This is a genomic window from Acidobacteriota bacterium, from assembly GCA_016196035.1.
Classification (GTDB): Bacteria; Acidobacteriota; Blastocatellia; order RBC074; family RBC074; genus JACPYM01.
In genome coordinates this window covers 1-18,151 of sequence record JACPYM010000059.1, presented here as the reverse complement: position 1 = coordinate 18,151, position 18,151 = coordinate 1, and the positions used below count along the sequence as shown (strand labels likewise).

Sequence of the window (18,151 nt, the reverse complement as noted above, 5' to 3'; positions counted from 1 at the left end):
TCACGCGCAAAAACCATGCAATCATTCATCAACTCACGGGCCGCGCTGGTGCTCATCGCGCTGTGCGTCTGCGGCTGGCTGATGCCTGCCCGGCAAACAGTGGCCAAACGCCCGCCCAATTTCGTCATCATCTTTGCCGACGATCTGGGCTATGCCGACATCGGCAGTTTTGGCGCAAAAGGCTATCAGACGCCGAACCTTGACCGGATGGCGCGCGAAGGCGTGCGGCTCACCAATTTTTATGTCGCGCAGGCCGTCTGCTCGGCTTCGCGCACGGCCTTGCTGACGGGCTGTTATCCCAATCGCGTGAGCATACTGGGGGCGCTCAATCACACGGCGCAATACGGCATCAATGCGAGTGAAATGCTTATTCCTGAAGTGCTCAAGGCGCCCAATGCAGGAACAAGCTACGCCTCGGCCATTTTCGGCAAATGGCATCTGGGCCATCACCCGCAGTTTTTGCCGACGCACAACGGCTTCGATGAATACTTCGGACTGCCGTACTCAAATGATATGTGGCCGAAGAATCCGGCGGCGGTGGGCATCAATTATCCCGATCTGCCGCTTTACGAAGGCGACCAGGTTATCAAACGCGATCCCGACCAAACGCAACTGACCACCTGGTACACCGAACATGCCGTCAGCTTCATCGAGCGCCACAAGGATCAGCCATTCTTTTTGTACGTGCCGCACTCGATGCCGCACGTGCCCTTGTTCGTCTCTGATAAATTCAAAGGCAAGAGCGGCGGCGGGCTGTATGGCGATGTGATTGCCGAAATTGACTGGTCGGTGGGGCAAATTCTGGCGGCGCTGAAACGATTGAATCTGGATAACAACACGCTGGTCATTTTCACTTCGGACAACGGGCCGTGGCATCTCTATGGCGATCACGGCGGTTCGGCGGGGCCGTTGCGTGGCTATAAAGCCACGATGTTTGAAGGCGGCGTGCGCGAACCATTCATCGCGCGCTGGCCCGGCCACATCAAGGCCGGCAGCGTCAATCAGACGCCCGCAATGACGATTGACTTATTGCCGACGCTGGCCAAGCTGGCGGGCGCAGCCGTCCCCACTGACCGCATCATTGACGGACGCGACATCTGGCCGCTGCTTTCCGGCAACAAAAGCGCACAGCCGCCGCACGAGGTTCTGTATTTTTATTGGGGCCGCGAATTGCAGGCCGTGCGCAGCGGCAAATGGAAGCTGCATTTGCCGCATCCCTATGTCGAACACATTCCCGCCAATGGTGGCGAACGCGGTAAGGTTGTCAGCAAAGAACTCGAACTGTCACTCTTCGATCTGGAAAAGGATCAAGGCGAAACGACCAATGTGGCCGCGCAACAACCAGCGGTGGTCAAACGCTTGTTGGAATACGCCGAACAGGCACGCGCCGATTTGGGCGATTCGCTAACCAAACGTGAGGGCAAAAACGTGCGACCAGCGGGGCAATTGGCCGCCGCCGCGAAATAAGCGTTGAGACGGTACCGCGCGCGTGAGCAAGCGGCGTAGCAGCGCTGCACCATTGGCTCAACGGTGCAAGCACCGCTTGCTCACGCGCGCGGTACCGTCTCAACACTCTGTCCCATACCCACAACTGCAACCCGAACTAGACAAGCAAAGGAAAGCAAGTGAGCGACAACCAGAACGCAACACCGACCCAAACAGAATGGCGCAACCTTTATGAACTGGCCGCGCGTGTCAAAGAACTCACCCCCTGGGAATGGATGTTTGAAGACGAAGTCTTCGGCGTCAAAGACCCGGAAACCGGCGCGACCGGCTTTGTCAGCATCATGGGCCATGCGGGCGAGCATTTCGCGGTCGCGCTCTATCCTGACGCCGAGGCACTCTATGCCTTTCTCGACCTGCACGACCAGGGAATGGAAGATGAGGATGAAGAAGGCGACCCGCTGGCCATGATGCGCGTGCTGGAAATCCCGCAGTTGCAGCTTTCGTTTGAAGACACCAAACAGTTGGACAAGGAAGACAAGACGGTCATCAAACAACTTGGCTTGAAGTTTCGCAGCGCCAGATCCTGGCCGCAATTCCGCAGCTATGCGCCAGGCCTGCTGCCCTGGTACATCACCAGTGCTGAAGCGCGGCGGCTGGCGACGGCGCTGGAACAATTGCTGGCGGTCGCCCCGCGTTGCCGCGAGAACGAAGAGCTGCTCGCGCCCAGCGAAGACGGCATGGTCTTTCTCGTGCGCGCGCAACATGAAGAGAACGGCGCACAAGGTTGGGAAGACCAGATTCAAACCATTGACGAGCCGGAGCCGCAACCGTTCAGCGTCGGGTTGGATGAAGACGTTTATAAGCAGGCCAAAGAGTTGCGCCGCGCCAACAACGTGCTCGAACTGGAAGTCATGATGTTGCCCATGCCCGTGCAGGAAAAGAAAAACGAGCGCGGCTACTTCCCCTATTTGCTGTTGCTGGCGGAATCCCAAAGCGGCGCGCTGCTCGGCAACGAGATGCTGCAACCTTTGCCGACGCTGTTGGAGATGTATTGCCAGTTGCCACAAATCCTATTGGAAAAGTTCGTGGAATTGGGCGGACTGCTGAACCTGCGCATGCGCAATCCGCTGGCCGCGCAAATTCTGGCGCCCCTGGCTGAAGATTTCGGCCTCACGTTGGAAGTGACGGATGAGTTGCCGGCGATTGATCAGGCCATGGAGTTTATGGGGCAGATGATGCCGATGTTTTAGGCACAACGGCTGTGAAGTTGGCGTCTATGCGGTTACGGGTTCAGAGGCACGCTGCCGCAAGGTTGTTTTTCCATTAGCCCGGCGGTTCACTGCGCGGCTTGAACAATTGAGGCCTATGCTGATTTCGACGCGCAGCGTCTTTGGAGTGCGTGCGGCACAGGCCGCCGCTTTGGTATGCCCTTCGTGGGCTACATCATTTAAGGCCTACCAAAGCGGCGGCCTGTGCCGCACGCACTCCAAAGGCTTCGCCAAAAGGAGTCGTGTGTTGCCCTGCGGCAATCCCATTGCAAAGGTGTTGCCGCAGTTCGTTCTTTTGGACGGCGTCTGAATCCAGGCTTGCACGTAGCAAGCCAACACCAAGCCACTTGACTCAGCCAGCTACGCAGCCCCTGCCGTAACTGGCGTTTTCCGCACGGAGGTAGTTATGCGTTTTGCGAGCGTGATTTTTTGTGGAGTGCTTTTGCTGGCTGTTGTCAGTTGTAACAGACGACCGGCGCTGTCCGCTGAACGACTCAATCAAGGTGCCATTACATACAACCAGGGCCTGCCTGCCGCAACGAAACCAGAAGCGCGCGCGGGTGACGACGTGGCCTATTTCAAAGAAGCGTCTGGCTCCGAAGTCCCGCAACAGGGCCAACCCCGCACTCAGACTGCGCCTTCAACCCACGTTCCCCTTCCCGCTGTTGCCCAAGCCTTCGACCGCAAAATCATCCGCAACGCCAACCTCGACATCGAACTCGACAATCCCGCCGACGCGCAGCGCCAACTGACCACGATTGCCGAAACCTTGGGCGGCTTCGTCGTTACCTCGGAAGCGCGGGTCAGTGCCAGCAATGCCAGCGCGCCCGGCAATGTCGTGACCGTGACGGTGCGCGTGCCCTCAACGCAATTCAACGCGGCTATCGAAAAGCTGCGCGGTCTGGGCGGGCGCATTTTGCAGGAAAAGATTTCGGGGCAGGATGTGACCGAGGAATACATTGACCTGGAAGCCCGCGCCCGCACGCAACGCGCGCTGGAAGCGCAGATGCTCGACATTCTGAAACGCGCGGGCAAGATTTCAGACGCGCTGGAAGTGCAAAATCAAATCGCCACCGTGCGCACCGAGATCGAACGGCTGGAAGGCCGCCAACGCTTCCTGGCGAATCAGGCGGCGCTTTCGACGATCAATATCACGCTGCATACGCCCACGCCCATCGTCATCGCCACGACCGCGCAAGGGTTCTGGCATCAGGTCAAACAGGCCGTGGGCGACGGCATTGATCTGGCCTCGAATATCACGCTGGGCATCATTCAATTTGTGATTATGCTGATTCCGATTTTGTTATTGATCGTGTTGCCGCTCTGGCTGGTGTGGCGGCTGGCGCGTCCGCATGTGCATTGGCCGAAAAAGACGATGGCGGCGCCTCCAAGTGATTCGGCGGCGGTGAGTTGAGGTAAGTCAGCGCCTAGCCCAAAACACCACGAGCGCGACGAGGATAAATCAACTCGTCGCGCTCGTGGTGTTTTCACAACCCGGTGGCTGTGAAAGATTGTGTGTGAGGTTGTGTGAGGGAAATTGTGCTCTTCGGTTACACGTTGAAGTTGGGAATGTGGGAGTGGTAGCGGTCTTCAAGAGGTGGGTGTTCGTGGGAGAGTTTGCGGTCAAGAACATTGTCAGAGAGCGGACAGTCAACGTGTAACCGTGCAGAGCGATAATGAGAGCGTGGTGGGACGTCATCTCAAGCTTGATGCCGTAGCAGCAAATCGTGCGGGCGCGTCCAGGCAGGCAATGAACAAAAGCAACGACTCAGCCGCGCCGTAAAAACTGGGTGGAAGCGTCAGAATCGAGGGCGGCCATCAATGGCCGAGCGGTTTGCCGAGATGCGCGGCGGCGTCTTGGGCCAGCGAAAACGTCGAGGTCAATAACCGTCCAACGTTGAGGCCCGCCACCGTCATCATCAACACGCTGGTGGCGCCGATGACGGTAATCAGCAGCAAATATTCGAGCACGCTCTGCCCTAATTCTTCGCTTCGTATCTTGGTTAAAAACTCTTTCAACATAATTCCACGATCTCTATTCAAGTGAGGTGAACAGCGTCGGGATGCGTGTCATTCACGCCGACAGGTAGAGCAACGGCTGTGCCAGCGCGGCGCGCGCGCGGATGAATCCCGCTAAGTGCGGAAATGGTTGAAGATGTTTTGCAAAGGCGGGAATAGGCTAGCCGCCATCAGCCTGTCATCCGTTTTTGACTTGTCCACATTCGGTGATGAGCTTCTACAGGCTTGTCCACAGATGGCGACAAGGCTGGCGATAAACGGGTCGAGGCATCTACAAGTAAAGCGCCCAAGCCGCAATCGTTGGTTGCGGCTTGGGCGCTTTGTCACGCCTCGTTTGCCTAGCCGCTCAGCTTTGCGCCTCGCTGAGATCGGCCAACGCGGAACGGAGCGCCGTGGGGTTGGTCAGCAGATTGACGTATTGCGCCGTCATTTCCGGCGTGGCGAATTCGATCATCTGCCGGTTTTCGAGCCAACATTCGATCAACGAAAAAGGCCCGCGATCACAGAGGCGCGTCAGCCAGCCTTCGCGTTTACCGAGGGCCAGCAATTCTTCAGCGCTGCGTTGCACGGAAATATAAGCGTGCGCGCCGACGTAGTTGGAATTCGGCACGACCCCGGTATGAAAACCCGCCTCGCCTTCGTCTGGCCGCAGTTCCGCGCCGAAGGGCAAGATTTCCAACAGGGTGCCGTGTTCGTCGCCGGAAAGCACGAACCACGAGCCGCGCGGGAAATTGGGCGGCGCGGGCACGACTTTGCCGTCCAGCACTTCGGCCAGCACGTCCGCGACGTGCAAACTGTCTTTAGCGTTGAGCGAAATGTGATGAATCATTGCCTTCTCCTGCTTGATAATGTTTTTCTCTCCTCAGTGCGAGTCACTCAATGCGCCCGCACTGACACATGCGTAATCCCGGCAGCGACTGAATCACTTCCCGAAAAAATTCTTACTGTAAAAAATTCGAGGATGTTATGGGCGTGGCAAAACGGTGTTCAGAGTTCCGCCTTTAGGCGGTGGCGGCGCGCGGCGCCGAATCGCGCGCCTGCGGCACCCCACCGCCTAAAGGCGGAACTCTGAACACCGTCCCCAGCAAGCGTCTCTAACGGCTCAGTCCCGAAAAATTTACCGGAGGAAAAAATTTCTTCCGGTAAAAATTTGGGATCATCCCTGGGAGCGCAGCGATTCAAACTAACCCTGCGGACAAAACCGGCAGCCGGATTGTCAAACCCAACCCGCCAGAGTAGATTTAGCCGCGCATTTCGACACACTCCACAACATTCACGCATCACGAAAGGGACACCATCCATGCTTTGGCGACGCACCGCGTATTTGTTCGTATTCCTGCTGTTCAGCACCGTAGTCTTCGCCCAGGAATGGGAACGGCTCATCAACTCCGACAAAGAACCGCAAAACTGGCTGAGCTATGGCGGCAATTACAGCGCGCACCGCTACAGCGCGCTCGATCAGATCAACCGCACGAACGTCAAAACCCTGACGCCCGTTTGGCTCTTTAACACGGGCGAATTGGCCGGCGGGTTGAACGCGACGCCTATCGTCGCCGACGGCGTGCTTTATCTGATGGGGCCGAAGAACCGCGTCTTCGCGCTGAATGCGGCCACGGGCGAATTGCGGTGGAAATACTTTTACAAGCTTTCGATCAAAGACATCCCCTATCAGCCCGGCTCGCGCGGCTTGGCCATCGGGCACGGGCGCGTGTATTTCGGCACGCTCGACAATCACGTCGTCGCGCTGGACGCCAAGACCGGGCGCGAGTTGTGGGATGTCGAAGTCGAGAACACACAACAGTGCGGCTGCAACATCACTTCGCCGCCCCTGATCGTCAAAGATAAAGTCATCGTCGGCGGCACGGGCGGCGAACACGCGCATCGCGGTTACCTGAATGCCTTCGACGGCAAGACGGGCAAGCATCTCTGGCGCTTTTACACGATCCCCGCGCCGGGCGAGCCGGGGTCTGAAACCTGGGATGCGCGCATGCTGAAATACGGCGGCGCGCCGACTTGGCTGACCGGTTCATACGACGCCGATTTGAACCTGCTATATTGGGGCGTAGGCAATCCCTCTTCGGATTTTTATGACGAGTTCCGCACGGGCGACAACCTCTATTCCAACTCGATCATTGCCCTCGATCCCGACACCGGCAAATTGAAATGGCATTACCAGGAAGTGCCGCACGACATGTACGACTTCGACTCGGCATACGAATGCGTGTTGATTGATTACGTCAAGGATGGCCGAACGCAGAAGCTGCTCGTGCATGCAAACAAGGGCGGCTATACCTGGGTGTTGGATCGCGCGACGGGCAAATACCTGAACGCCTATCCGTATGTGGACAAGCTGACTTGGTTGAAGGGCGTGGACAAAAACGGACGGCCCACAGACATGCAGCCGGTGCCGCCGGGTCAGGAAACTTTCGTGTGCCCCAGCGCGGCGGGCGGGCGCAATTACGATCACTCGTCGTTCAGCCCGCGCACCAAATTCTGGTACAACATCGGCTGGGAAATCTGCAATTCGATCAAACCGCAAAAGATGCAAATCGTCGAAGGCCAGCCGCTCTTCGGCGGCAGCATGGAATTCAAACCGCTGCCCGACAAAGCCGCTTACGGTCACATCAACGCCTTTGACCCGCTGACGGGCGAACGCAAATGGCGCTACAACACGCGCTATATGAACGTGGCCTCGCTGCTCTCGACCGGCGGCGATCTGGTCTTCAGCGGCGACATATTGGGCGAAGCATTCGCGCTGGACGCGACCACCGGCATGAAACTCTGGGCCTTCAACGTAGGCGCTGGCATGAGCGGTTCGCCGATTTCTTATTCAGTCAACGGACGGCAATACATCGCAATGCCCACCGGCCTGGGTTCACTGGTCGGGGGCCTGACTGCGGTGATTTGGCCGGAAGCAGCAAGCAAGCTACCCGAACGCGCCTCGACGCTGGTGGTCTTCGCCTTACCAGAAACGAAAGGAGCGACTGGCTCAAGTAGGTAATTTAGCTATCATCTGTGGGTAAGGTATGGCCGAGATAATCACCTCCTCAGCAACAGAACCTCAGTCCAAGTTTGCGGTCTTTCTCTCGCACAACAGCCGCGAAAACCGGCGGTCGAGCGCCTTGCCCAAAAGCTCAAGCGCGCGGAGTTGGAGCCGTGGTTCGACAAGTGGTGCCTCACACCCGACGGCGATTGGCAGGAAGAACTCGCCGCCGGAGTGCGCACTTCATCTGCCTGTGCAGTATTCATCGGCCCAACCGGCATCGGCAGTTGGGAAGATTTGGAGTACCAGCTAGCAACCGACCGGATGGCGAAGGCTCGCAGCTTCTGCGTCTTTTTGGTACTCCTGCCAAGCTTGGCTGAACCGTTTGATACAAGCACTTTGCCGCCATTCTTGAGCCTGCGTACCTGGATTGACTTGCGCAAAGGCTTGGATGACACACGCGCCTTTCAATCGCTCCTCCACGCAATCAAAGGTCTGCCGCTCGGCCCCGAACGAGCCATCGAACCGCGCAACGATGTCTGCCCGTATCGCGGCCTGCAAATCTTTGATGAACAGCACGCGGAATTTTTCTTCGGGCGCGATAGCGATATTCAACGGCTTGTCGAGAAGTTGAAAAGTACCCGCTTCATTGCCGTACTCGGCCCATCAGGGAGCGGCAAATCTTCGCTCGTGCGAGCCGGTCTAATTCCTGCCATCCGCAAAGGATAATTACTCGGCAGCGAGGTGTAGCCGATCCAGGTTTTTACACCGAGGGCGCATCCACTCACGGAACTGGCTGCCAATTTATTGCGCCTTTATCCGCAAAGCACAATGGATCAAACACTCGACCGGATGCTGGCGGATGAGCGCACGTTGCACTTGGATGTCACCCTCGCAATGACTGGTCGCAAGTCAGACGAATGTGCCGTACTGGTCGTTGATCAGTTCGAGGAAATCTTCACGCTGTGCCGGGACGAACGCGAACGCACACAATTTCTAGCCAATCTGCTTTACGCCGCCTTTATTCCTGGTGGCCGCACGCAAGTAATCTTGACCATGCGCGCAGATTTTTACCAGAAATGCGCCGCCTAACCGCAACTCTCCGCGCGAAGGAACCTTGCCCGGAATGCTATATCCAATACCCAAGGAAGCAGGTAGTCCTAGACGCAGAAGCGCAAATCAACAAGTAGCGGCAGATTCCACGCCAATTGCTGCTATGACCGCACTGGCAGACACGGATTTCCTGCGAAAATACGCAACAATGCAAGCTGCATAAGGAGAAAGTATGAACATGGTAATTGCTGCTGATGGAGCAGCAATTGCACCCAAAAAAGGCGAGCAGATTCGAGCCGAGGATTTAGAGGTTATACGTTCGCCAAACTTTCGCGCAGTTTATACGAATGTCGCCGCATCATGACTGACCACGCAAGACATTCGCATCACATTCGGGTTAATCGGTGAGATTGCGCCACGAAAGGTTGGTATAGAAGAGCAAGTTGTACTTCACTTACCTCCTGTCTTTGCGCACTCCGTTGCGCAACTGCTACTCCGGCAATTAAAGCAATGGGAAAAGCTCTATCTGCCCGCCGGTCTCTCATTCGAAGAAGAGCCAAAACAAGATTCGGCTGCTGCGGAATGAAAATGAACGAAAAAGGCCAGCGCAAGCGCTGGCCTTTTTCGTTCATTCAATCTCTGTCTAGTGGTTCTGAATTTCCAGCAACTCCCTATCGCCACACTACCATCGTTTTCCTGTTCAAGTAGATTGAAAACCGTTTTGTGCAGAGCGCCGCCGATTTGTGCAAACAGGGCGGTTTGTGCAAAGCCCCCTGCACAAAGTAAAAGGCGGCAGCGAAAGCCTGTCGCTTTCCGCTGCCGCCTTTTGAAGTTTGTGCTTGAGAGCTTGGCTTCCCTACAACCCGGTTAGCAGTTCGCCGGGAAGACCGGGACGACGATGCTCGACGCCGGAACCACACGCAGGATATGGAAGTTATGCCCCTGGCTAAAGGCTGTCCCTGAAGCATCCGCTGCTGCGTTGAAATTGATCGAAGCACCCAACAATGGCGTCGTACCTGTGATCGAGTAAAACTTCACCCAGCCTGTGCGCCCACCCGGTACGAAATTCGTGAAGCGGGGTACCGTGCGCGGCACTGAATTTGAGAAGCTAAACCGGAATTGACACTGGCTCGCCCCGATTTGGAAGCTGGCAGTATTCTCAGCGTCGTTATACAAAATGCCGAAGATTGTCCCCAAGGCATCAGCGCCTACGCCCAAATTGCCTGAGGGGCGATTGATGATGACGAGCGTGTCGTTGCCATCCACGCGGCTGGGGATGTTGTCAATCGCGACGACCGCAGGCAGCCGATCATACATCGCGCCATCGAAATTCAGCGTCACCTGCGAGGCCGTATCGCTGCACGTGATGTCGGTGCGCGCCATCACGGATTCGGCGGCCAGATTCGCCGCATGGCCGGAGGCGAATTTCACGAATTCATCGCCAATCAGATAGTTGTATCTGGTCGGACAGCCCGTCGCCAAATCTATCGCCACAGCCACGACATAACCGACGGTGCCGGGATCAAACCCCGAAGCCAAAATCACCGCCGTCTGGTTCGTAGACAAGCAAATGATCGAGTCGGCGGGGCTGCACGAAGCGCCCTCCACAAAAAACAGATGCACGCCAATGCTGGCGGGGCCTGAATTGGTGATGCTGATGCGTGTATTTTCAGCCGCTGGTGAAGTCGCGTTGGAGGTATAAACGTTATAGAAAAGAATCGAGCCGGGCTTTTGATCGCTCACGACCGGATTGTCGGCAAGATTGCGAATCGGTTCGCCTGGTTCGGCTGCCAGCGCGGCGCCCGCCAGCGCCAATAGCAGCAAAAACACACGTCCGAGTGAGGTGAAAGAGCGTGAGGTCCGCATTGTGTACTAACTCCTTAGGTGTACCTGTCGAGAGATGTCAATAACAGTTCTCCGCTGCGCCAGTCCACCATGAATCAGCCTTGTTTCCGGATCTGATTCTCCAAACTCCGCGCCTCTGTCTTTGCTGCTTCTGGTTCATCTAGCAGCGCAACTAGCGAAGTTGAATCGAACTGTATTTTGCGGAGGCACAATGACAACCTGTGGGCTTCCCAACCGTGAAGGCGGCGGGCATGGCGGTCATAGTTAAGAATGAAAGCGCTGCAATGGATGTCACGACAATTTGTGAGGTTGCCGCTCCTGGGCTTTTTAATTCGCCATTGCTTACGTCGCGAAACTTACGGGGTCGGTCGGGGTAGGTGTGTTGGCTTGAACTCAACCTCGGATGCTCTCTCTCGGTACGCCGGTCTTAAAACCTAGCTCTTAGATTCAACTTCCTTCACCCGGGGGCGATCCAGCTTTTAGTGAGGTAAGCCGATCACACGCGGGGCAGTCTATGCGAGCACTGTATATCTGTCAACGGGTTATTCGTTATCACGAACGAGATTAATCTCAGCCGCACAGTAGGTTAGAACGATTGTTTGGGGTGTTGGCGGAGCGGCCGGTACCTCTGTAAGTTAGCGGCTGTCGTAGATGTTGTTGATCCGCCTCTCTGCTCAAATTTCCAGCACAACCGGGATGATCATCGGACGGCGGCCCGTCTCTTTCTGAATGTAGCGTTTCAGTTCCAGCCGAATTTTCTCTTTGATGACGGCCCAATCCACGCGCTCTTCGTGTGTCGCGTTGCTGATGGTCGTGCCGACGATGGCACGGGCGCGGTGCAGGAAAGCATCGCCCTCTTCGCCCAAGGCCAAACCGCGCTGGATCACTTCGGGCGCCGACTCCAATTCGCCCGAGGCCTTGTTGATCGCCACGATGGGCAGCACGATGCCGTCGTAGGCCAGATGCTTGCGGTCGCGCAGCACCAGTTCATCAATCCGCCCCGAACCCGAATCGTCAATCAGCGTGCGCCCGACGGTGATTTTCTCTACGACCCCGGCGCTGTCTTCATCCAGGCCGATCACGTCGCCGCTCTCGGCCAGCACGATGCGGTCGCGCGCGACGCCCCAACGGCGCGCGGCTTCGGCGTGGCGATAGAGTTGGCGCGTCTCGCCGTGAATCGGGATGAGGAATTTGGGGCGCACGGCGTCATACATGATTTTCAAATCGCCTTCGCGCCCGTGGCCGCTGACGTGGATGCGCGCGATGCTGGAATCAATCACGTGCGCGCCGCGTTTGAACAGATGATTCATCATGCGCGAGATGGATTTTTCATTGCCCGGAATCTGGCGCGCCGATAACACCACGGTGTCGCCTTCGGTCACGCTAGCATCGCGGTGCTGATCCACGGACATGCGCGCGAGCGCCGACATCGGCTCACCCTGGCTGCCGGTCACCAGCAAGACGACCTCATCAGGATGCATCTTGCGCGCCTGCGCGGGGCTGACCAGTTGGCCGTCGTCAATGTCCAGATAGCCGCTGCGCTCGGCGACCTCGGTCACGCGCAACATGCTGCGGCCCAGCAGCGCGACGGAACGCCCGTGCTCCGCCGCCAGGTCAAACACGATCTGCAAGCGGTGAATGCTGGTCGCAAAACACGAGACGATCATGCGCCCGCGCGTCTCGGCGAAGATTTTGTCGAGCGCCGGGATCACGACCTTTTCGGAGCCGGTGCGGCCTTCGCGTTCGACGTTGGTCGAATCCGAGAGCAGTGCCAGCACGCCTTTGTCGCCAATTTCATTCAACCGTTTCAGGTCAATCGCCTCGCCAATCACTGGCGTCTCGTCCACCTTGAAATCGCCGGTGTGGACGACAACGCCGACGGGTGTGGTGATCGCCAGCGCGACGCAATCCACCAGCGAATGCGAGACGCGCACGAATTCGATCTCGAACGGCCCTAGCTTGAACGACTGGCGCGGGCCGATGGTGTGCGTCTTAACTTTGTCGAGCAGCCCAAACTCTTGCAGCTTGCCCTCGATCAAGCCCAGCGTGAATTGGGTGGCGTAAACCGGCAGATCAATGGATTGCAGTAAAAACGGGATCGCGCCAACGTGGTCTTCGTGCGCGTGGGTGAGGACGAGGCCGACCAGTTCTTCGCGGTGGGCTTCGATGTAGCTCATGTCGGGGATGGCGATGTCCACGCCGAGCAGGTCTTCGTCGGGGAACATCATCCCGCAATCCACGATGATCATCTGCTCGTCATAACGGAAGGCCGTTATGTTCATGCCGAATTGTCCGAGTCCGCCGAGTGGGGTAATTTCGAGTCTGCCTGTTTGCATAATTTATGTGTGGCTTTCCGTGTGTGTAAGTTTGCGCAGGCAGTATAAACCAGATGGGGCGGATGTCTAACTGCGCCGAGCCGGTTGCAGTGTTATGCAGCACAAGCCGCCGCGTTGGCGATCATTGGAATCGCAGTCAATCGCAGTCAATCGCAGTCAATCGCAGTCAATCGCAGTCAATCGCAGTCAATCGCAGTCAATCGCAGTCAATCGCAGTCAATCGCAGTCAATCGCAGTCAATCAATGATAACGAACACGACGGCCTGTGCGACACATGCTCAGGAAACTGAGCCAACCTCACTTGAGCGTCTTCAAATATTCCAGCAAAGCATACCGGTCTTCTTTGCTCAGTTCCTTCGCGCCATACTCATGTCCGCGATTGGAATTACCGTCAACCGCCGTGTCGAATTTGAAGCCGCCCGCATTGGCATAGCCCAGGTTCTTCGCATCATATTCACGGCTGCCCACGTTAAACGTGGCCGAGCGTTCGGCGGTAGGCAACAACAATTCGTAGAGGTTCGGCACCGAACCATTGTGCAAATACGGCGCAGTCGCCCAAACCCCAGCCAGGCCGCGCGCCGAATAGACTTTGGCATCCGGCCCATTCTCCAATAAGTCGCGCCAGACAATCGGCGTGCGATTGCCTTCCCACTTTTTCTGCTCGTCAGGCGAAATGTTGTTGGCTTTGTAATACGCCTGTTTGATGAGGTCGGTCGCCTTGCCATTCTCTTTGGCAAAGCTGGCGGGCTTGCCGTTGAGCGTAATCGGCGCGTGGAAATTCTGGGCCTGATTCGGATCGGTGCCGACTTCTTTCAATGAGAAAAGTTGGAAGTTACGCAGCCCGTCCGGCGTCGTCTCCCATTTGTTGTGGCAACTGGCGCAGTGCTGTTCATAAAGCGGTTTGCCGCGTGCGACCAGGCTTTGGTCAATCTTCCCCAGCAGCTCCTCTGGCCAAGCGGGCGGCGTGATCTTATAAGCCAGCCATTCCAGATCGCGCGTGTTTTCGAGCAGCACGGTCGTCTCAAAGGTCTTCGGATCGAAGCTTGCGCCTAAGCCCAGCGCTTGGCCAATGTTACGTTCGACCACCGAATTCGTGTTCGCGTTGTAATGCACCCAAGCCTCCGTGCCCATCCCCCAAATGAACGGATAAGAAACCGGCGCGGTGTTGGGCTTTTTATTCGCCAACCCAAAGAACAGGAACCGTGCACTGCCAAACGCATCCACGCGCCCGAAACCGCCCGGCGTGTCGCGCTTATCCGCACCTGCCGCCGCCAGCGTCTTGAACATTTTGATGTAAGAGCGGAACAGCGCCACGTTGGTTTTCAGATCGCGCAGGAACTCGCGCAGCAATCCTTTCTTCTCGTCACCTTGCACATCGCCTAACGGACTGCCTGCGCCCGACTGTTTTTTGTACAGCGCGTTAACATCGTTTTCCAGCGTGCCCCGCAAATCCTTTTCAGATTCCGCCACCGGGTCTGACGCCGTGCCGTAATCCTTCTCCGCCTTTTCTAGCTCAACCTTCAGTGTGGCCTGAATCTTTTCGACCAGCGCCTTCTCCAGCTCGCCTTTCGCCGTCATCGTCTTGAGATCGCTGAAAGCGCCCACCACCTTGCGCGTGGCATCGCCGAATTTATACCCGCGCTTTTCACCCGCCCGGCCATTCGCGCCCGCCGGTGCTGCTGAAACGGTGTCGGACGGATGCTCCTTGTCCGCGAGATAGCGTTTGACAAAGGCCCAGAGCTGCTCGGGGTCTTTGATCGTCGCTTTGGTTGAGTCGGCAATGTCGGTATAAAACATCGTAATGTCGAACAGATTGGGCGCACCATCCACGCGTAACGCACGTCCCTGCTGCGTCAATTGCCCGACGTGGCAAGCCGCGCAATTGACCCCGATCATGTCTACGTCACCAACGCCGCGCCGTTTGCCCACCGTGACGCCGACCGGCAAACCATAAGGGTTGTCGGCGCTCTTCTCATCCGGCACCAGGCCGAAACGCTCCAGGTTTTCGAGAAAGGGCTTGCCGCTTTGCGCGCTGATCAACGCTTTGGCCCAGGCGTAAGGGTAAAGCTCGCTGCCTTCGGGCAGGTGATAAAACTTCTGCCGTTCGGCGGTGGATAGACCGTTGCTGCCCAACACCGTACCGGCGGCTGGCGTTGGGGCAACTGGTTCATTGGGTTTCGGCGGATTGGTACAGCCAGCAAAGAGCAAGCTGAAGCTGAAAAACAAACAGGCTATCGTCAGAGTCTTCATGGGTTCTCCTCTGTTACTGGTGTTATGGGTAGGCGGCGCGGCGGTGGCGGACGGCACTGATGTCCAACCGTTTGCGCTGATCGTTGCCTGTGCGCTCACACGGTGGTTGCCGAACAGTGATTGAAACCTACGCACTGGCGGGCGTTCAGAGTTCCGCCCTTAGGCGGTGGCGGCGCGTAGCGCCGGAGTTACGCGCCTATAGCGCGCCGCCGCCTAAAGGCGGAACTCTGAACGCCCGCCGCCACGCGGTACTGTTAAACCGGAGTGCGTTGAAGTCAATTGCTTCGAGTTGGTTTGACGAGTCGCTGCCGCACCGAATCCAGCGTCTCTCGCGGCTCTTTCTCACGTTGGCGAGCCAGCAAGCTGTCGTAAAAATCTTCCCACGGCACCTCATCGAGGGCCACGCCACGCGCGCCCGCCGCCACGGCTTTCCGTTGCCGCAGCAGCCGGGCTTGCAGCGACTTTTTCACTGCCAACCCTTCGTCCGGGTCGCCCGGCAATTCGGCGGTTCGTTGCGCGACTTTGGTAGGCATGTGGCTCCTTCTCCAACCCAAATAAAGAAAGACCTGCTCCGCTTCTTCGGCCAGGGACGCAGGTCTTTCTCGGCAACGTTGCCAGAGCAAATTGTTAGCCCTGATGCTCAGGATGCGTGCACCCCTTGAACTCTTTCAGGTAGGTGTTGCCTTTGTACTGCAACTCGTCGTGGATGCCGATCTTCGAGGTGTAATAGCCGTCAATCGTCATCCCTTTGATCGCGCGGAAAAAGCGCTCTTCCAGTGTCGTCGGTTTCATCTCGTTCTTGCTGATCTCGGTCAGGATGGCGATCTGCTGCTCTTTGGTAGCCTTGTTGTAAGGCGCATTGTTTTTGGACTGACTCAGCGTGTCCATAGCCGCGAGGCCATCCGTCCAGAGTTTCTTGGTTTCGGCGTTTGACTCGCTGATCATCAGGTCAATGAACTGCGGCACTTCGGCGGCAATCGCGCCTTTGGAATGCTCATCGGTCGGAATAATGTGTTCCGAAATCGTTGCCACCAATGCCAGTTGCTCCGCTTTGAAAAACTTCGGCGTCGTATCGGCCTTGGCCTGCACACCGGGCGCGCCGTGTTTGCTGTGATCGTGCTCGTCGGCCAGCACGCGCTGCCCCAGAATTGGCAAACTCGCGCCAATCGCCAACCCTTTCAATGCCTCACGGCGCGTCACTTGGTTATTCTGCTCTGACATCGTCGAATGCCTCCTCGTTGCGATTGTGGATTGAGGATTGAGGATTGAGGATTGAGGATTGAGGATTGCGAAATTAGCAAAAATCCGCAATCCCCAAGCTACAATCTGCAATCCGCAATCGAGTTAGGGCTTCTCTTTCTTCTCGCCTTCGGCCTCTTTGTAATCGGTGAGCCACTCAGGATCAACCGCGTCGGCTTTGCGTTTATCTTTTTCGGCGATCAACCATTGACCGCGCTTGTTCCAACCTTCGCCACCTTCCGCCTTTTCGTGGCAGAAGAGGCAATCTTTGGCGCCGAACTTTTGAGCTTTGCGCAAAAAGGGCGGATACGCTTTGGCGGTGAACGCCGAGCCGATGCCCGTGATTAAAATGGCGACTGCGAGAGCGAATTTAATTTGCTGCTTCATTGCTTCGTTTTGTTCCCCTTTCAAGAAACTTCTCTATCCGTTCATTCGATATATCCGCGCTCTTCCTCACGTGCTCTCACGTGGAAAAATGCGACGGAACAACTGTCTGCGTCCCGGATCGTCGGGCGCCCGCAGGGCACGCCCAAAACATTGCTGTGCGACACGCTGCAAATCATTGAGCCACTCCGCTTCGATCCAATAATAGCGCTCGGTCTGCCGCACCAGCTTGCGTTCCGGGAACTGATATTCCCATTCGACGAAAATGGCGTTCGACCAATACGCATTGCGACCGATGATTTCGACTTTGATTTGCGCCATGCGTTCACATACTGCCTGCGAACAAATCCAATTGATCCGGGAAAGTTTGGCGGCAACCGCGTGCTGAATCACGCAAAGCATTCAGCACGTCTCAAAGGGGTTATAGGTTGCCACGTGTCGCGCATCTTAATCGCCTGCCTACAGGGATGCAAGCAAGCTCACCCCTGGCACCACCAACTTTGGCAAACGCCGCTTGGCCAAACCTGAAATTTCGCATTTGTGCCTTGCGTGAAACATAATTTTAGGCAATAATCCACGTCGAAAGTTGCGCCCGGCTTGGCAAGTTTCCCCAGTATTCACGAATATCCAAGCTATTTTCAACCCGTGTCCCGCAAACTCAGGAGCCGTCACGTGTCTGCCGATCCAGCAATTGCGTTTCAGACTCAGGACAGCGTCATTCAAGCGGCTTTTTCACCCGCCCTGCCCCCGGTTGCAGCGCTTCAACCGCTTGAACAAAGTCCGGTCAAAGTTGGTTTCGCCTCGCCTGCCGAAAGCACCACCCAGGCGCGGTTGAATTTGAACGATCATCTGCTGCGCCATCCGCTCGCGACGTTCTTCGTCAAAGTGCGGGGAGATGCGATGAGCGGCGCGAAACTTTTCGACGACGCGCTGCTCGTGATTGACCGCGCGGAACCGGCGCAGCACGGGCATTTGGTCTTGGCGGTCGTGAATGGCGAATTTTGCGTGCGGCGTTTGGAAATCAGCAACAACCGCATACGCCTGTGCGCCGCGCATCCGGGCTATGCCGACATCGAATTGACAGCCGAAGATCAATGGGAAATTTGGGGGCGCGTAATTTACTCTATCAACCAACATTGAGATCAACATTGAAGCATTCACTCACGACAACGTTTGTGGCTACACTGGAAAGGAGACGGCATGATGAGTAAGAGGTGCGGCGGTAAACTCCAGTTGCGAAAGTAGCTGGAGTAGATAGGTCAGAGGTTGAATCATCTCGTTGTGGCGATTGACCACGTAAAGGAGACTAATCGAACCTGCTGACCGAA

Annotated in this window: 17 protein-coding genes; 7 read left to right on the top strand and 10 right to left on the bottom strand. The window is 56.7% G+C overall.

Going from position 1 to position 18,151, the window contains the following annotated elements; all coding sequences use genetic code 11:
* The first annotated feature begins 15 nt into the window (after positions 1-15).
* The 3 genes from HY011_17785 to HY011_17775 all read left to right on the top strand — a co-directional run bounded on the left by HY011_17785 (position 16) and on the right by HY011_17775 (position 4,128).
* On the top strand, positions 16-1,467 hold the full coding sequence (locus HY011_17785) for a sulfatase (GenBank protein ID MBI3424790.1): 1,452 nt from the start codon (positions 16-18) through the stop codon (positions 1,465-1,467).
* A gap of 158 nt (positions 1,468-1,625) precedes the next feature.
* Positions 1,626-2,696: a hypothetical protein gene (locus tag HY011_17780; protein ID MBI3424789.1), complete on the top strand. Its 1,071-nt coding sequence runs from the start codon at positions 1,626-1,628 to the stop codon at positions 2,694-2,696.
* A gap of 424 nt (positions 2,697-3,120) precedes the next feature.
* The gene (locus tag HY011_17775; protein ID MBI3424788.1) at positions 3,121-4,128 is read left to right on the top strand and encodes a DUF4349 domain-containing protein; all 1,008 of its coding nucleotides are present in this window, start codon (positions 3,121-3,123) and stop codon (positions 4,126-4,128) included.
* Positions 4,129-4,532: 404 nt separating this feature from the next.
* Here HY011_17775 and HY011_17770 read toward each other — a convergent pair whose 3' ends face one another.
* The gene (locus tag HY011_17770; GenBank protein ID MBI3424787.1) at positions 4,533-4,736 is read right to left on the bottom strand and encodes a hypothetical protein; all 204 of its coding nucleotides are present in this window, start codon (positions 4,734-4,736) and stop codon (positions 4,533-4,535) included.
* Between the two features lie 343 nt (positions 4,737-5,079).
* A complete protein-coding gene (locus HY011_17765; protein MBI3424786.1) occupies positions 5,080-5,562 on the bottom strand; it encodes a hypothetical protein in 483 nt (160 codons plus the stop codon).
* Between the two features lie 471 nt (positions 5,563-6,033).
* Between HY011_17765 and HY011_17760 the strand changes: the two genes are divergently transcribed.
* The 3 genes from HY011_17760 (at position 6,034) to HY011_17750 (ending at position 8,808) form a co-directional block, all read left to right on the top strand.
* Positions 6,034-7,734: a PQQ-dependent dehydrogenase, methanol/ethanol family gene (locus HY011_17760; protein ID MBI3424785.1), complete on the top strand. Its 1,701-nt coding sequence runs from the start codon at positions 6,034-6,036 to the stop codon at positions 7,732-7,734.
* Between the two features lie 12 nt (positions 7,735-7,746).
* Positions 7,747-8,445, top strand: a complete 699-nt coding sequence (locus HY011_17755) for a TIR domain-containing protein (protein ID MBI3424784.1) — start codon at positions 7,747-7,749, stop codon at positions 8,443-8,445.
* A gap of 102 nt (positions 8,446-8,547) precedes the next feature.
* The gene (locus HY011_17750) at positions 8,548-8,808 is read left to right on the top strand and encodes a hypothetical protein (protein ID MBI3424783.1); all 261 of its coding nucleotides are present in this window, start codon (positions 8,548-8,550) and stop codon (positions 8,806-8,808) included.
* A 347-nt stretch (positions 8,809-9,155) separates the two neighbouring features.
* On the opposite strand, the gene HY011_17745 is transcribed toward HY011_17750, so the two are convergent.
* The 8 genes from HY011_17745 to HY011_17710 form a co-directional block, all read right to left on the bottom strand.
* Positions 9,156-9,401 carry a hypothetical protein gene (locus tag HY011_17745; protein ID MBI3424782.1) on the bottom strand — a complete coding sequence of 82 codons (246 nt, stop codon included), beginning with the start codon at positions 9,399-9,401 and terminating at the stop codon, positions 9,156-9,158.
* 235 nt (positions 9,402-9,636) lie between these two features.
* Positions 9,637-10,635: a hypothetical protein gene (locus tag HY011_17740; protein MBI3424781.1), complete on the bottom strand. Its 999-nt coding sequence runs from the start codon at positions 10,633-10,635 to the stop codon at positions 9,637-9,639.
* A 653-nt stretch (positions 10,636-11,288) separates the two neighbouring features.
* Positions 11,289-12,950 (bottom strand): ribonuclease J, encoded by a 1,662-nt coding sequence (locus HY011_17735; protein MBI3424780.1) that lies wholly within the window; start codon positions 12,948-12,950, stop codon positions 11,289-11,291.
* A gap of 297 nt (positions 12,951-13,247) precedes the next feature.
* A complete protein-coding gene (locus HY011_17730; GenBank protein MBI3424779.1) occupies positions 13,248-15,200 on the bottom strand; it encodes a hypothetical protein in 1,953 nt (650 codons plus the stop codon).
* 275 nt (positions 15,201-15,475) lie between these two features.
* The gene (locus HY011_17725) at positions 15,476-15,733 is read right to left on the bottom strand and encodes a hypothetical protein (GenBank protein ID MBI3424778.1); all 258 of its coding nucleotides are present in this window, start codon (positions 15,731-15,733) and stop codon (positions 15,476-15,478) included.
* 94 nt (positions 15,734-15,827) lie between these two features.
* Positions 15,828-16,421, bottom strand: a complete 594-nt coding sequence (locus HY011_17720) for a gluconate 2-dehydrogenase subunit 3 family protein (GenBank protein ID MBI3424777.1) — start codon at positions 16,419-16,421, stop codon at positions 15,828-15,830.
* A 123-nt stretch (positions 16,422-16,544) separates the two neighbouring features.
* A complete protein-coding gene (locus HY011_17715; protein MBI3424776.1) occupies positions 16,545-16,826 on the bottom strand; it encodes a hypothetical protein in 282 nt (93 codons plus the stop codon).
* Between the two features lie 66 nt (positions 16,827-16,892).
* A complete protein-coding gene (locus HY011_17710) occupies positions 16,893-17,144 on the bottom strand; it encodes a hypothetical protein (GenBank protein MBI3424775.1) in 252 nt (83 codons plus the stop codon).
* 351 nt (positions 17,145-17,495) lie between these two features.
* Here HY011_17710 and umuD point away from each other — a divergent pair, with 351 nt between their 5' ends.
* Entirely contained in the window at positions 17,496-17,963 is a 468-nt protein-coding gene (gene umuD / locus HY011_17705; protein ID MBI3424774.1) for a translesion error-prone DNA polymerase V autoproteolytic subunit, read from the top strand.
* The last annotated feature ends 188 nt before the right edge of the window (positions 17,964-18,151 follow it).

Excerpts from the sequence above, each read along its gene's own strand:
- HY011_17785 (MBI3424790.1), top strand. The coding sequence starts at position 16 with ATGCAATCATTCATCAACTCACGGGCCGCGCTGGTGCTCATCGCGCTG.
- HY011_17775 (MBI3424788.1), top strand. The coding sequence starts at position 3,121 with ATGCGTTTTGCGAGCGTGATTTTTTGTGGAGTGCTTTTGCTGGCTGTT.
- HY011_17770 (MBI3424787.1), bottom strand. The coding sequence starts at position 4,736 with ATGTTGAAAGAGTTTTTAACCAAGATACGAAGCGAAGAATTAGGGCAG.
- HY011_17765 (MBI3424786.1), bottom strand. The coding sequence starts at position 5,562 with ATGATTCATCACATTTCGCTCAACGCTAAAGACAGTTTGCACGTCGCG.
- HY011_17760 (MBI3424785.1), top strand. The coding sequence starts at position 6,034 with ATGCTTTGGCGACGCACCGCGTATTTGTTCGTATTCCTGCTGTTCAGC.
- HY011_17750 (MBI3424783.1), top strand. The coding sequence starts at position 8,548 with ATGGATCAAACACTCGACCGGATGCTGGCGGATGAGCGCACGTTGCAC.
- HY011_17745 (MBI3424782.1), bottom strand. The coding sequence starts at position 9,401 with ATGAACGAAAAAGGCCAGCGCTTGCGCTGGCCTTTTTCGTTCATTTTC.
- HY011_17740 (MBI3424781.1), bottom strand. The coding sequence starts at position 10,635 with ATGCGGACCTCACGCTCTTTCACCTCACTCGGACGTGTGTTTTTGCTG.
- HY011_17735 (MBI3424780.1), bottom strand. The coding sequence starts at position 12,950 with ATGCAAACAGGCAGACTCGAAATTACCCCACTCGGCGGACTCGGACAA.
- HY011_17730 (MBI3424779.1), bottom strand. The coding sequence starts at position 15,200 with ATGAAGACTCTGACGATAGCCTGTTTGTTTTTCAGCTTCAGCTTGCTC.
- HY011_17725 (MBI3424778.1), bottom strand. The coding sequence starts at position 15,733 with ATGCCTACCAAAGTCGCGCAACGAACCGCCGAATTGCCGGGCGACCCG.
- HY011_17720 (MBI3424777.1), bottom strand. The coding sequence starts at position 16,421 with ATGTCAGAGCAGAATAACCAAGTGACGCGCCGTGAGGCATTGAAAGGG.
- HY011_17715 (MBI3424776.1), bottom strand. The coding sequence starts at position 16,826 with ATGAAGCAGCAAATTAAATTCGCTCTCGCAGTCGCCATTTTAATCACG.
- HY011_17710 (MBI3424775.1), bottom strand. The coding sequence starts at position 17,144 with ATGGCGCAAATCAAAGTCGAAATCATCGGTCGCAATGCGTATTGGTCG.